This window comes from Streptomyces aurantiacus, from assembly GCF_001418335.1.
GTDB lineage: Bacteria > Actinomycetota > Actinomycetes > Streptomycetales > Streptomycetaceae > Streptomyces > Streptomyces aurantiacus.
Genome location: NZ_LIPP01000038.1, coordinates 29,000 through 43,323, shown reverse-complemented (window position 1 = coordinate 43,323; position 14,324 = coordinate 29,000). Strand labels below are relative to the sequence as shown.

Genomic DNA, 14,324 nt, shown 5'->3' with positions numbered 1-14,324 from the left:
CCTGGGCCGGCCCAGGTCCTCGTAGGCGGCGAGGATCGTACGGGTGAGGGGCTCGGGCATCTCCCGGGCCGTGATCAGTTCGCGGACGGTCCGGGGGTCCGCGGCGCGGGCTTCGGCGGCCCGGATGTCCGCGGCGAGGCCGGTCTCGCGCAGGAACAGGTCGAACAGCCCGGTGGTCAGGCAGAACGCGGGCGGGACGGGCAGTCCCGCCTCGATCATCTCGCTCAGCCGGGCGGCCTTGCCGCCCAGAGTCTCGGTACCGGCGCCGGGCGTGTGACCGAGCACGGTCACGAGTTCCCGGTAGGGCGCGTCCGACGGTGTGCCGGACGGAGCGGGGGCCGGAGTGCTTGCCGTTCGTGTGTTCATGATGAGGTCTCCTGGCCCGGTCAGGCTCGAACGTTGGTTCCGACGAACTCGCGGAACGGCTGCGTGGGGATGATCCGGGCGGCCCGGACGTCGGCGAACCCCGCCTTCTCCAGCTGGCCGACCAGCTCGTCCTCCCGGGGCAGCGGGCCACCGAAGTCGGCGTACTCGAACCAGAGGTTGAGTACGTCGAGCCCGGCGTTGCCGCCGCCCTGACACGACGAGGTGAGGAGCAGCCGGCCGCCGGGCGCGAGGAAGGAGCGGGCCCGTGCCAGCATCTCGACCCGCTCGTCCTCGGGGAAGTAGTAGATGTTGTTGTGCAGGGTGACGAGATCGAACTGGGGCTGGAGTTCGAGGGCGCGCAGATCACCCTGACGGGTCTCCACGCGGTCGGTGAGCCCCCATGCGGCCATGTTGTCGGCGGCCCGGAGCGCCACCTCCCGTTGCAGGTCGACCGCGAGGGCGGTCAGGCGGGGGTTGAGCCGCGCGGCGTGGCGGACGTAGGCCCCCGTACCGCAGCCGATCTCCAGCAGCCGGACCGGCGCGGAGCGCTCCAGGTGCCGGTCGATCGCCTCGTGCACCATGCCCTGCAACGCCAGGGAGGAACGGGCGATGACCGTACCGTCCTGGTCGTCGAGGGAGAAGCGACGCCCTTCCTTGAGCATCCGGGGCGCGTCCAGGAGCGCCGGCACATGGAAGCGCATGATCTCTTCGAGAGCGGCGGCCACCGCGTCGTTCCCCGCCTGGGCGAGGAGCTTGGCCATGGTGCTCCTCAGGCGGTAGCACCCCTCGCGCACGTCGAGTTCACCGAGGCGGACACCGGTGTCGAGCCAGACGCGCAGCCGCTCCCGGTCGTCCGGCACCTCCAGGTACTCGACGAGGCTGTCCAGGTCGCAGGGGCGCACGGCCAGACACCGCAGCACGCCCGAACCCGAGGCGGACGCCAGGAAGGCAGCCCGGTACAGGGGAGTGACCACCACGGTGGACAGGGCCAGCAGCAGGGGGGTCCGTGGATCGGTGACGACCTTCGCCACGGCCAGCACATCGGTGATCGGCGCCTCCACCCGGTCCTTGACGGTCCTGGCCAGGCTCAGTAGATCCATGAGGGTTCCCTCTTCGCAGTGGGCAGTCGGTCTCGCTCCGCCGTCCCCGGGTGGCCCGAGCCGTCGGAACGGCGGGCGAGTTCGGCACGGATCTCGCGCAGGAGGTGCGGCCGCGCGGGGCCGTTGAGGAAGAAGTGGTCACCCTCCATGTGGTGGCGCAGGAGTGAGCCACGGGTGTGGACGCGCCATGCCTCCATCTCGTGCGGGGGCGCGATCGGATCACGGGTGGCGGAGAACGCGGTCATCGGGCAGCTCAGGGGCCGGCGCGGGGTCCACCGGTAGGTCTCGCAGGCGGTGAGGTCGGCGCGCAGCACCGGCAGCCGCCGTTCCAGGTACGAGCTGCCGATGGTGTCGTCGGCGCCCAGGCCTCCGAGGTCACGCACCAGCTGCCGCAGATCCGCGTCGGAGAGGGTGTGGTCACGGCGATCGCCGTACAGGTGCGGCGCCTTGCTGCCCGACACGAAGAGGTGCGCCGGCTCGGGCAGCCCGCGGTCGCGCAGCTCACAGGCGACCTCGTAGGCGAGCAGCGCGCCCATGCTGTGCCCGAACAGGGCGTAGTCATGGGCGAGTTCGTGCTCGACGAACGCGTCCACGAGAGCGGCGACCAGCGGACCAACGGCGATGTACGGCGCCTCCCGGAGGCGCAGTCCCCGGCCGGGCAGGAGGACGGGGACGACGTCCACGCCGTCGCCCAGGTGCGCCGCCCAGTTCCGGTAGACGGACGGCGTGCCGCCCGCGTACGGAACGCAGACGAGACGCAGGGGCGCGGTGCCGGTGTCGGTGCTCGGGCCGAAGCCGTGGAACCATCCGGCGGTTGGTGGCCGCGGAGGCGAAGGACCCCTCGCCGGCCGCTCGATCGTGTGCACGTAGGTCCTCTCGGTCCGGATGTCCTGATGTCTGACGGCAGTGGCAGTAGCAGTAGCGGTGACAGCGGGAGCGGCAGTGGGTCAGCGGGTGACGAGTGCGCGGCCCTCCGGTGAGTCCAGCCAGGCCAGCGTGAGCTCGATGCCCTCCTCGAAACCCACCTCGCTCTTGAACCCGAAGTCGTCGCGCGCCCGGTCGATGGAATGGGCCTGGTCACGGTCGAGCAGATGGACGGCATGGCGGGTGAGGACCGGGCGGGACTTGATCCGCAAGGCGCCGTAGAGCTTCTCGGAGACCGTGGCCACGCCGCGCGCCACCGGACTCGGCAGGTTGAGCAAGGGAGGCTTCGCCCCCAGACCGCGGGCCAGCGCGTCCACGTACTCCCGCCATGTCGTCGGATCGGGGTCCCGCATGTTGTACGCCTTGCCCACCGCGGCGTCGGACGCGCACGCGGCGATCATTCCGTCGACGAGGTTGCCCACGTAGAGGAGGCCCGCCGGTACGGCGCCCCCGCGGACGTAGACCATCTGCCGGCTCAGCAGCAGTGTCGCGATCTCGATCACGAAGTCCTTGCTGCGCGGCCCGTAGACCGACACCGGCCGCACGACGGTGACCGGCAGACCGGTCCGCTCGGCGGCCTGCAGCACGGCACGCTCGCCCAGCACCTTGCTGCGGTTGTAGGGCAGTCCGATGTCCCTGGGCTCCGTGCGCTCGTCGCAGGGCATGACCGGATAGCCGTACACGTCGGTGGTGCTGAGATGGAGGAGGCGTTCGACGGTTCCCGCCTCGTGGGCGGCCTCGACGAGGTTGCGGCTGCCGTCGACGTTGATCCGCCTGAACTCCTCCCACGGGCCCCAGTCGGCCGACATGCCCGCACAGTTGTAGACGTGCCGCACACCGGCCGTGGCGCGGCGCAGGCTCTCCGGGTCGCTCAGGTCACCGGTCGCCACGTCGACGTCGACTCCCTCGAAGGCGGAACGGTCACTGCCCTTGCGGACCAACACCCGCACGTGGTGGCCGTGTTCGGCCAGCCGACGGGTCAGATGACCGCCGATGAAACCGCTCGCCCCGGTGACCAGGACCTCCGCGACCCGGTCGCCGGAGCTGGAGGGGGCGAGGCGGGGTGCGGGGGCCCGCGTGTTCTCCGGCATGTGCTGCGGCATGTGCTGTGACATGGCTCGTCCCAGGAGGTCGAGAGAGTGTTCCAGGTCTTCTTCGCTGTGGTCCGCGTTGATGAAGAAACGCAGCCGGCACTCGTCGCGCGCGACGGCCGGATAGCCGATCGGCATCACGTTCACGCCCTGCTCCAGCAGGGAGTTGGAGAGAGCCATCGTCTTCTCCCAGTCGCCGATGACGACCGGGATCACCGCGGAGGCACGGGACACCCCGATGTCGAGGCCGCGCGCCCGCGCCGAGTCGCGGAAGTGCTCGGACAGGTGCCGCACCCGGGCCACGCGCTGTGGCTCGTCCCTGATGACACGGATCGCCTCCAGGGCGGCAGCGGTGTTCGCCGGTGAGATGCCGGTGCTGAAGATGTGCAGCGGAGCGGTGAACCGCAGGTACTCGATGATCGGTTCGCGGGCCGCGATGTAACCACCGAGGCTGCCGATGGCCTTGCTGAGTGTGCCCATCCACAGATCGACGTCACGGCGGTCGACACCGAAGTACTCGCCGATGCCCCGGCCCGTGCGTCCGAGGACGCCGATCGAGTGGGCCTCGTCGATCATCAGCATCGCGCCGTGACGCCGCTTCACGTCGATGAACCTGCGCAGATCGGGAAGGTCGCCGTCCTGGCTGTACGCGCCCTCGACGAGGATCAAAGCCCGCCGGTGCTGTGCGCGCAGCGTGCCCAGCATCGAGTCCAGCGCCCGCCAGTCGTTGTGCGGGAAGGGCCTGCGCCGCGCGCCCGAGAGCATGCAGCCGCGCAGCGCGCTGTCGTGGATCCACTCGTCGTGCAGGACCAGGTCGTCGGGTCCGAAGAGGTGACTGATCGTCGCCACGTTCGTGGCGTGGCCCCCGGCGAAGACGATCGCGGCCTCGGTGCCGAGGAACGAGGCGATCTCGGCGTCCAGTTCGTGGTGCAGCGGTGTCTCGCCGAACAGCAGGGGCGTCGCCGAACTGGACGTGCCGTACCGGTCGATGGCCTCCTGAGCCGCCCTGCGCACCCGCGGGTGATGAGACAGCGCGAGGTAGTTGAAGGAGGAGAAGTTGATGACCCGGCGACCGTCGACGGAGGCGTGGCCGGCGTTGTGGCCCTCGTGGATCCGGCCGTACGGGTTCGAGCCGCTCGCCGTCGTCTGGCGCAGCCGGCCCTGGAGTTCGGCGTATTCGGCCCACTCCTCGAACTCGCGCTCCTGCTTCACCGGCGGACCGGAACCGTCCACCGGAGGCACGGGCCCGGCCGGCACCACGGGCCGTGGACGGCCGGCGGAGGCCGGGGAGGCGCCGCTACCTGGGGAATCGCCGTCTTCCGGGGGAGCGCCGGCTCCCGGAGACGGCTTACGGCCGCTGGTGTCCAGCAGGGCCACCAGCCGGCCGACGGTCGGGTCCTCGGGCACCGACTCCCGGTACCTGTCGAGACGCGCGGGGAACCGCCGGGCGAGGGCGCGTTCGAGTTCGGTCCGCATCAGCGAGTCGAAACCGAGATCCGCGCCCAGCCGCGCGTCCAGGGGGATCTGCTCGGGCGGGAAGCCACAGGCCCGTGCCACCTGGTCGAGCACCTCGCCGCGGACCGTGCTCCGCACCGCGCTCCGGACCGCGTCCGTGTCCGCTTGCGCACCGGTGGCGGCGGGCGGCGCCACGGACACCCGTACGGCTTCGGGGTCCGGCCGGTCCTCGGCGGTGTCCGGCCGTGACGGTGGAGAGAACCAGTACGGCTGCCCTTCGAGGACCGCGTGCGGTACCGGGACCCGCGGCCTGCGCGCACCCTCGTCCAGCGCGGCCCAGTCCACGGGCCCGCCCGCGCAGTGCAGACGGCCGAGCGACTGGAGCAGGGTCTGCCAGTCACCGTCCCCCGCGGGGCCGCCGCGTGCCCGGCGCAGGGAGGGCAGCCACAGCGCCGACTCGTCGTCGTCGCGGCTCGTCATGGTGCGCGCCATGTTGAGCAGCGTCGGATGCGGGCCGATCTCCACGAAGGCGTCGCAGCCGAGGCCACGGAGCGTCGCGAAGCCGTCGGCGAAACGGACCGGACCCAGCAGGTGCCGTGCCCAGTCGTCGGCCCCGACCGCCCCGGTGACCAGCTCTCCCGTGGCGTCGAAGACCCAGGGGATCTCCGGCTCCCGGAACGTGACGCCCCGGGCCGCGGTGCGCAGCGGCTGCGCCGCACCGGCCATCAGCGGGGAGTGGAAGGCGTGCGACACCGCGAGGGGCCTGACGACGACGGACTCGCCCTCAAGCCGCGCGCGTACCCTGTCGATCTCCGTGCGTGCCCCGGACAGCACCAGGTGCCCGGGGGCGTTGACGGCGGCGACCACGACCGGGTCGCCGGCCGAGGCCGCCGCGCGGATCGTCTCCTCGTCCCCGGCGCAGGCGATCATCGCGCCGTCGCCGGGCTGCTCGGCCATGTGCCTGCCCCGCACGACGGCCAGCGTCAGAGCCTCCTCCAGGGACATCACCCCGGCGACGCAGGCGGCGCCGTACGCCCCGATGCTGTGCCCGAGCAGAGCGGCGGGCCGCACACCCAGCGAGATCCACAGCTCGGCGAGCGCCACCTCCAGCGCCACCAGGGCGGCCTGGCAGTAACGGGTGCCGGCCAGCCGGTCGGCGGAGCCCTCCTCGAACAGCAGCTCCGTCAGCGGGACGCCGAGGTGGGGCCGCAGGACGCGGTCGGCGCGTTCCAAGGTGCGGGCGAACCCGCCGTGCGTGTCGTACAGGCCCTTGCCCATGCCCGTGTACTGCGTGCCCTGGCCGCTGAAGAGGAACGCGACCTTCGGCGCAGGTCCTGGCCGGGTCCGGCCGCGTACCACGGCGGTCGACGGGCCGCCGCGGGCCAGGGCGTCGAGCGCGGCGTCGAACGTCTCCTGGGAACCCCCGGTGACGACCGCCCGGTGGGCGAGCTGGGCCCGGCCGGTGCCGGCCGTGCGGCAGAGGTCCGCGAGTTCCGCGTCGGGATGGGCGGCCAGGTGTGTGCGCCAGCGCTGGGCCAGGGTGACCAGGGCCGTCGGTGTGTGCGCCGACAGGCACAGGGCGTGCGTGGGCCGCTTCGGGGCCACCGCGTCGATCGGGTCCGGGTCGGGGGCCGATTCGAGTACCAGATGTGCGTTCGCCCCGCCGAACCCGAACGAACTGACACCTGCCCGTACGGTGCCGGTGTCCGGCAGGCCGATGAGTTCGGTCGGCACGTCGAGTCCGGCGTTCTCCCAGGCGAGCCGGCGGTTGGGGGTGCGCAGGTGGAGCGTCGGCGGAACCTGGCGGTGCCGTACGACGAGGGCCGCCTTGATGAGCCCGGCGATGCCCGCGGCCGCCTCCAGGTGGCCGATGTTGGTCTTGACCGACCCCACGAGGCAGCGACCGCCCTCGGGACGGCCGCTTCCGTAGGCCGCCGCGAGGCCTTCCCACTCGACGGGGTCGCCGAGCGAGGTGCCGGTGCCGTGCGCCTCGACGTAGTCGATGTCCGATCCGCGCAGCCCCGCCCGGTCCAGGGCCCGTTCGATCACGGACCGCTGGGCCGAACCCCTCGGCGCCGTCAGGCCGTTGCTCCTGCCGCCGTGTGCGGTGGCCGATCCCCGGATGACGGCATGGACCGGGTCGCCGTCGGCGAGCGCCGCGGAGAGGGGTTTGAGGAGGACCAGGCCCACGCCCTCACCGCGTACGTAGCCGTTCGCGGAGTCGTCGAACGTACGGCACCGGCCGTCGGGGGAGAGCATGTCGCCCTGGGCGAACGCCACCGAGAGCCCCGGTGAGATCAGCAGGTTGACTCCGCCGGCCAGGGCCGAGTCGCACTCACCGCGCCGCACGCTCTCGCAGGCGAGGTGCACCGCGAGGAGCGACGACGAGCACGCGGTGTCCACCGCGAGGCTCGGCCCGCGCAGGTCGAGCGTGTACGACAGCCGGTTGGCCGCGATGGAGTGCGCGTTGCCGGTGGCCGCGTGGACGTCGATCGTCTCCAGCCGGCTCATCTGCAGCTCGGAGTAGTCGTGGCTGCTGATGCCGACGAACACTCCGGTCGAGGTGCCCGAGAGCCCGGTCGGGTCGAGACCCGCGTCCTCCACGGTCTGCCAGGCGGTCTCCAGGAGCAGCCGCTGCTGGGGGTCCATCCGCGTCGCCTCCCTCGCCGACAGGCCGAAGAAGCGGGCGTCGAACTCGTCCACGCGGTCGACGAAGCCACCGAACGCGGGGGCGTTCACCTGCTCGGTGGCCCAACGGCCGCCGGGCACCCCGGTGATCGCGTCGCGTCCGTCCACCAGGAGCCGCCAGTAGCTGTCCGTGTCGGGCGCTCCCGGGAGACGGCATCCCATGCCGATGATCGCGATCGGCTCGTGCGCGGTGTCCTCGTGGCGGGTGTTCCGGCGCGCTGCAGACGCTGCCGCCGGGACAGTCGGGCCGACGGCTCGACCCTGAGTGCCGACGTGGGCCGCGACGGCCCGGATGGTCGGGTGCTCGAAAGCGGTGCCCGTGGTCATCTCGTGCCCTGTCCTGGCGCCGAGTTCCGCGAGGATCGCGACGGCCTGCTTCGAGTCCAGGCCCAAGGACGCCAAGGGCTGGGTGACGTCGACCGCGGCGGCCGGCAACCCGAGACGCCTCGCCACCTCCTCGACAAGCCACGCCTCGACGGCAGCAGGCTCCCACCGGCCGGCGGACCGCACGGTGCCCGCGCGGGAGGAGCCGGCCGCCTCCTCTCCGGGTTCCTCACCCGCGAGCAGGCTGATCAGGGTGTCGACGAGCGGACGCGCCAGCAGCCCGCCCAGGGCGATCCTGGTGCCGAGCCGTTCCTCCAGGCCGCGTACGGCGTCGAGGAGCGCCGGGTAGTCCAGGTCGAGTTCGGAGAACGTCCAGCCGGTCACGTCCGGCGCGCCGGCTGTCGCCGGGACCCCCGTCAGCGCCTCCGTGACCGCGTCGGTCACCCGCTGCCGGCGCACGCCGGCGGACAGGTTGGAGGGCAGGCCGGCGAGGTCGCCCCCGGGAGGAATCGTGTCGGCGTCCCTCGTGACGCTGGCCGCCACCACGGTGAGGCCGAGACCGAGGAAGTCCCGCTTGCAGGCGTGCCGTTGGATCTTGCCGCTGGTCGTCCTGTGGACCGTCGACCTCTTGAGGAGGACGACGGCGTGCGGAGTGACGTCGTGCTCCTCGGCGATCGCCGTGCGCAGCTTCGCCAGGAGCGCGGGCGCGGCGTCGACCCGCCTGCCCTCGACCTCGTAGCAGACGACGAGTTCCTCGGCGCCGTCGACCTCGATCGAGAAGGCCGCGCCCGAGCCCGGCCGGATCGCCTCGTCGGCCCGCTCGACGGTGAGTTCGACGTCCTGCGGGTAGTGGTTGCGGCCCTGCACGATGACGACGTCCTTGATACGGCCGACGACATACAGGTGGCCACCGCGCACGAAGCCGAGATCGCCCGTGCGCAGGAAGGCCTTCGGCCCTTCGCCGTCGATACGGGCCCGGAAGGTCTCGTCGCTGGTCTCGGGGCGGCGCCAGTATCCGTGTGCCACACTCCCGCCCGCGAGCCAGATCTCGCCGATTCGCCCCTCGGCGCCGATCCGCCGTCGCGTGTCGGCGTCGACGATCGCGACGTCCACCCCGTCGACGGCCGGGCCGCACCCGACGAGCCGGATCGCCCGCTCGCCCTGCGGCCCCGACAGGGGCACCGGCTCGGCGACTTTGGCACCCAGTGCGGCGGGTGCGAACGCGCCGACCGGCGGCGGTTCGTGCGCGCCGACGCCCGTCACCATCAGCGTCGCCTCGGCGAGGCCGTAGCAGGGCAGCAGGGCGCGGCGTTCGAAACCGCTTGGCGCGAACCGCTCGGCGAACCGGTCGAGGGTGTCGGCGCGTACCGGCTCGGCGCCGTTCAGCGCCAGCCTCCAGCGGCTCAGGTCGAGGCCGTCCCGCTGCTCGTCCGTGATCCGGCGTACGCAGTGCTCGAACCCGAAGTTGGGGGCGACACTCGTGGACGCCCGGGTCCGCGACAGCGTCTCCAGCCACAGCAGCGGATGCCGTACGAAGGACATCGCCGACATGAGATGGGCGGGGAACCCGCCGTACAGGGGGGTGAGGATGCCGCCGATGAGACCCATGTCGTGGTACGGGGGCAGCCACGACACCATGCCCGACGCGGCGTCGTGCTCCAGCCTGCGGTGGATCGAGCGGAGGTTGTGCAGCAGGTTGCCGTTGCTGACCATGACGCCCTTGGGGGACGAGGTCGAACCGGACGTGTACTGCAGGAAAGCCGTCGCGTCGCTCCCGACGGAGGGTTCACGCCAGTCGTCGGCTCCGGCGGTGCCGAGGTCGGACAGCGCCAGCCAGCGCAGACCGGCGAGCCCGAGCGCGTCGATCTCGCGTCGTTTCGTGGCCGCGAAGCGGGACAGGGCCCCGGTTGTGAGGGCGTGGGTGGCCCCCGAGTCCCGGGCGATGGCCGCGAGACGGGGCATGGTCTGGCCGAACCGCCGGGTGTCCGGAGGGTAGGCGGGTACCGCTATGGCTCCGGCGTACAGGCAGCCGAGGAAGGCGGCGACGTAGTCGAGTCCCGGGGGATGGAGCAGCAGGACCGGTGCGCCGGTCAGGCCTTCGCGCTGGAGGAGTGCGGCCACGGCCCTGGTACGCAGGTCGAGTTCGCGGTAGTCCCACGACTCACCGCCGGGATCGGTGCCGGGGTCGGGGCCGGTGCCGCCGGGGCCCTTCCCGGCTCCGGCGAGGAAACGGTAGGCGACCGCGTCCGGACGGTGTTCGAGATGGTGCCGCAGCAGCCCGGCGACGGTCTTCGGCTCTTTCCCCTGCCAGGGTGTCTCGGTGGGATCAAGGTTCATGAGCGTCTCCGTCACTTGCCGGGCACGGCCTGTGGGTGCCGGACAGGACCGGCTGTCCCGCTGCCCAGGCGGTGGTAGTCGGTCTTGCCGTTGGCGTTGTGAGGCAGTTCCTCAAGGCAGGTGGCCAGGTGGGGCAGCATGTAGCGGGGCAGGTGCTGTGCGCAGTGCCGCTTGATCTCGATGAGGTTGGGCCTGCGGGCACCCGGGTCGAGGGTGTAGTAGAGGGCGATCCGTGGTTCCGCGCCCTGTGTGTCGACCACGACGGCGGCGGAGGCGATGCCCGTGTGCTTCAGCACGGTGGCCTCGATGTCGCCCAACTCGACGCGGTAGCCGGAGAGTTTGACCATCCGGTCCGTGCGTCCGCGGTAGACGAGGCTGTCGCCCTCATAGCTCACCAGGTCCCCGGTGGCGTGGCGGCCTTCGCGGTGTCCGGCGGCGGCCGGGTGGGACTCCTGCCGCCAGTAGCCGGGAGTGACGCAGTCACCCGCCACGATCAACTCGCCGAACGCCTCGGGCCCGTGCAGCGTGCGCCCGTCCTCGTCGACGACGGACACGCGGGCACCGGGCACCGGTGTGCCGATCGGCACGGGCTCGTCCCGCGTCAGGTCCTGCGGGCGGACCCGGTGGTACGTGCAGACGTTGGTCTCGGTCGGCCCGTACAGGTTGTAGAGCTCCGTCTCCTCGGGCAGCCGGGCGGCCAGTGCCCGCAACTGCCCGATGGGGCAGACCTCGCCGGCGAAGAGGACGTACCGCAGGGTGCGCACGGTGTCGGCGGTGAGCGCTCCCGACCGGGTCAGGAGGTTCAGCACGGAGGGCACGGAGTACCACACCGTGACGCCGTGCTCACGGATTCCCTCGGCCAGCGCCGGTACGTCGCGTGCCTGGTCGTCGGCGACGATCCACAGGGCGGCGCCCACCGACAGCGCGGTGAACAGGTCGAAGGTCGACAGGTCGAAGTTGAAGGAGGCGTGGTTGGCGAACACGTCGTCCGGGCCCACGGCCAGCTCGGCGCGTGCCCAGCGGATGAAGGTCGCCAGGTTCCGGTAGGTGATCCGCACTCCTTTGGGTGTGCCGGTCGAGCCGGAGGTGTAGAGGATCGCGGCGAGATCGTCCCGTTCCGGCGTGGGCAGGAACACGACGTGTCCCGCCGCGCCCGCCACGAAGTCGGCCCACGGCCGGATCGGTGCCGTCGGCCGCCTTGCCCCCGCCCCGACTGCCGCCCCGGTCCCGGCACCGGCGCCGTTCATCTGCCGGCCGGTGTCGTCGTCGACCACGATTGTCCGTACAGACGTGGGCAGTTCACGGCCGGCGAGCAGTTCCAGGTGGCGGTGGTCGGTGAAGAGCACCACCGGTTCGCAGTCCGCGAGGATGCTTTCCACCCGGGCGGGCGGCTGGCCCCCGTCGAGCGGGACGTAGGCGCAGCCGGCCTGCAGAGCCGCGAGAATCGCCTCGGCGTAGCGCGGCGTCTTGTCCATCCAGATCGCCACCCGGTCACCGATCGCCGCACCGAGCCCGAGCAGACCGGACGCGACGGCGGCGACGTCCGCCTGCAGCCGGCCGTAGGTGACGGTCCGCGCACCGACGAGGGCCGGCCGGGCCGCCTGCTCCGAGGACAGCGAACGCGCCAGCCGGATCAGGGAGGTGTCCGAGTCGTTCAGTGAGGTGCCGGAGCCGTTCCGTGAGGTGTCGTGGTTGTGGTTGTGCGGCATCCGCGTCATGGCTGTTTCCGTCATCGTGGCCTCACCCCGCCGACGGCAGGACACCGACCTCGCGGCCGGCCTCGACGAAGATGCCCGCGGCGGTCTCCAGGTCGTCCCGGGTGTGCTCCGAGGTGACGCTGACCCGCAGCCGCGCGTCGCCGAGCGGCACGCCGGGGAACACCACCGTCTGGCAGTAGAGCCCCCTCGCGCGCACCGCGCGGCCCATCTCCATCGCCTTGCGCTCGTCGCCGATGACAAGGGGCAGGATCGCGCTGCGGGTGTTCTCCAGGTCGAAGCCGGCGTCCGCCAACTGGCTGTGCAGCAGCCGGATGTTGCGCCACAGCTTCGCGATCCGCTCGGGCTCCGACTCGATGACGTCGATCGACGCGATGAGGCCGGCGGCGACGCCCGCGGGGATGTTCGCGGCGAACACGTACGAGTTCGAGTAGAAGCGGAGGTACTCGACGACCTCCTCCTCGCCGACGACGAAGCCGCCCATGCCCGCGAGCGTCTTGCTCATCGTTCCGAGTTCGAGGTCGACCTCGCCCTTCATCCCGAAGTGCTCGGCCGTACCGGATCCCCGCCGGCCGAGTACGCCGGTGGAGTGCGCGTCGTCGATCATGACCCGGGCGCCGTACTCCTTGGCCAGCCGGACGATCTCCGGGAGGTCGCAGATGTCGCCGTGCATGCTGAACACGCCGTCGGCGACGACGAGTTTGCCGCCGGGCCCCTCGTCGGAGCGCTTCAGGATGCGTTCCAGGTCGGCCATGTCGTTGTGCTGGTAGATCTTGCGGATGCCGCCGGAGAGCCGGGCCCCGTCGGCGATGCTCATGTGGTTGAGCTTGTCGACGACGACAGTGTCGTAACTCTTGACCAGCGCGGAGATCGCACCGATGTTCGCGGCGTAGCCGCCGGGATAGACGATGCAGGCCGGCCGCTCCTTGAAGGCCGCGAGGCGCCGCTCCAGCTCCTTGTGCAGCATGTTGGTCCCGCCGATGAACCGGGAGCCGGTGTGCGTGGCCCCGTACCGGCGCGTGGCGTCGCAGACGGCCTCGATCACGTGGGGGTGGTTGGCGAGGCCGAGGTAGTTGTTGGAGGCGAACATGAGGAACTCGCGTTTCCGGCCCTCCAGTTCGTCGAAGATGACGGCGCGGTTCGAGGAAGGGGAGTGCAGCGGCATGCCGTACCAGTAGAGCCGGTCGGCCTCACGGCGCCGCAGGTACCTGCCGAAGCTGCGGGCCTTGGCGAACAGGTCGCCGTCCCGCTCCTCCACGAAGTCCTTCATGGAACGGCCGTCCCACGCCGTGGTCGAATCCGCGGAGGCCTCGTCCGCGGCCTGCGCCGCGTCCCGGCCGTGGGCGGCGGGCGCCTGGCCCACCCGGGGCGTCCGCGTGCCGTCGTGGTACGGGCGCAGGGACTCCACCAGCTCGTGCAGAGATGTCGCGGTGACGGTGCCCGCCAGGGTGGGAGGAAGGCCGAGTTCACGGGCGGCGTCGGCCACGATCGAGGCCAGTACCACGGAGTCGATGCCGAGCTCGCTCTCGAAGTCGGCGCCGGGAGCCAACTGATCGCGCTCGTACTGGGTGTGCCGCATCGTGGTGGTGACGACCGCCTCCAGGAGCGCCGCGTCCCTTTCGGGGGCCGCGGTGACTCCGGCGCCCGTAGTGACTGTGGTGCCCCTGGTGTCCGGCCGCGCGGGAGCGTCGGCGGCAGGGGCGTGGCGGGCCTGCTCGACCGCGTGCACGAGGTCGTTGATCGTGGCGAGTCCCGGTGGCAGCGGCGCCACCAGGGAGAACCGCTCCCGCACCGAGGCCAGTATCGATTCGAAGATGACCGAGTCGATGCCGAGTTCCGCCTCGAAGTGGCTGTCGGGCAGGAGGTAGGACTCGTCGTACAGCGTCCGTGAGGCGATGATGTCGACCACCTGACGTTGGACGCCGCTGCCGCTGCCGCTGCTGTCCTGCCTGTCCCCAGTGACGTTCGTCATCGGACGGCCTCTCCCTCGCGCCGCAGCCGTTCGACGAGCGCTGCCATCGTGTCGACCGTCCGGAAGTTCGCCGGGGAGATCTCCTGCAGCGGGACGGTGATACGGAAGTCGTCCTGGAGGTAGTGCACGAGGTCGAAGATCCCGGCCGAGTCGATGATGTTGAGCTCGGCGATGGGGACCTGCGCGTCGAGGCCTTCGGCGTCGCCGTCGAGCCACACGCCGGCGATGTAGTTGATGATTGACTGCTGGGTGCTCATGGTCGTCCTCGGCTCGTTTTCCGGCGGACTCTGGCCTGGCCAGGGCCTGGCTACGCCCCGGTGGTGACCGCGGCGGCCGTGCGGGCGGTGGGCGT

7 protein-coding genes are annotated in these 14,324 nt (G+C 71.6%); all 7 read right to left on the bottom strand.

Annotated features, from left to right (window positions below; genetic code table 11):
• On the bottom strand, positions 1 to 366 hold a 366-nt coding region (locus AOK01_RS06585), incomplete at its 3' end, for a PEP/pyruvate-binding domain-containing protein (RefSeq protein ID WP_281181314.1).
• A 20-nt stretch (positions 367 to 386) separates the two neighbouring features.
• The gene (locus tag AOK01_RS06580) at positions 387 to 1,466 is read right to left on the bottom strand and encodes an SAM-dependent methyltransferase (RefSeq protein ID WP_055509402.1); all 1,080 of its coding nucleotides are present in this window, start codon (positions 1,464 to 1,466) and stop codon (positions 387 to 389) included.
• The gene (locus AOK01_RS06575; protein WP_063792745.1) at positions 1,454 to 2,332 is read right to left on the bottom strand and encodes a thioesterase II family protein; all 879 of its coding nucleotides are present in this window, start codon (positions 2,330 to 2,332) and stop codon (positions 1,454 to 1,456) included. Before AOK01_RS06575 ends, AOK01_RS06580 begins: the two co-directional genes overlap by 13 nt.
• 81 nt (positions 2,333 to 2,413) lie before the next feature.
• Complete coding sequence (locus AOK01_RS06570; RefSeq protein WP_055509400.1) at positions 2,414 to 10,285, bottom strand: type I polyketide synthase; 7,872 nt, start codon at positions 10,283 to 10,285, stop codon at positions 2,414 to 2,416.
• An 11-nt stretch (positions 10,286 to 10,296) separates the two neighbouring features.
• Complete coding sequence (locus AOK01_RS06565) at positions 10,297 to 12,018, bottom strand: D-alanine--poly(phosphoribitol) ligase (RefSeq protein ID WP_245702138.1); 1,722 nt, start codon at positions 12,016 to 12,018, stop codon at positions 10,297 to 10,299.
• A gap of 7 nt (positions 12,019 to 12,025) precedes the next feature.
• Positions 12,026 to 13,972: an aminotransferase class I/II-fold pyridoxal phosphate-dependent enzyme gene (locus tag AOK01_RS06560; RefSeq protein WP_055509398.1), complete on the bottom strand. Its 1,947-nt coding sequence runs from the start codon at positions 13,970 to 13,972 to the stop codon at positions 12,026 to 12,028.
• A complete protein-coding gene (locus tag AOK01_RS06555; protein WP_055509396.1) occupies positions 13,969 to 14,229 on the bottom strand; it encodes an acyl carrier protein in 261 nt (86 codons plus the stop codon). The genes AOK01_RS06560 and AOK01_RS06555 overlap by 4 nt, the downstream gene beginning before the upstream one ends.
• Between the last annotated feature and the right edge of the window lie 95 nt (positions 14,230 to 14,324).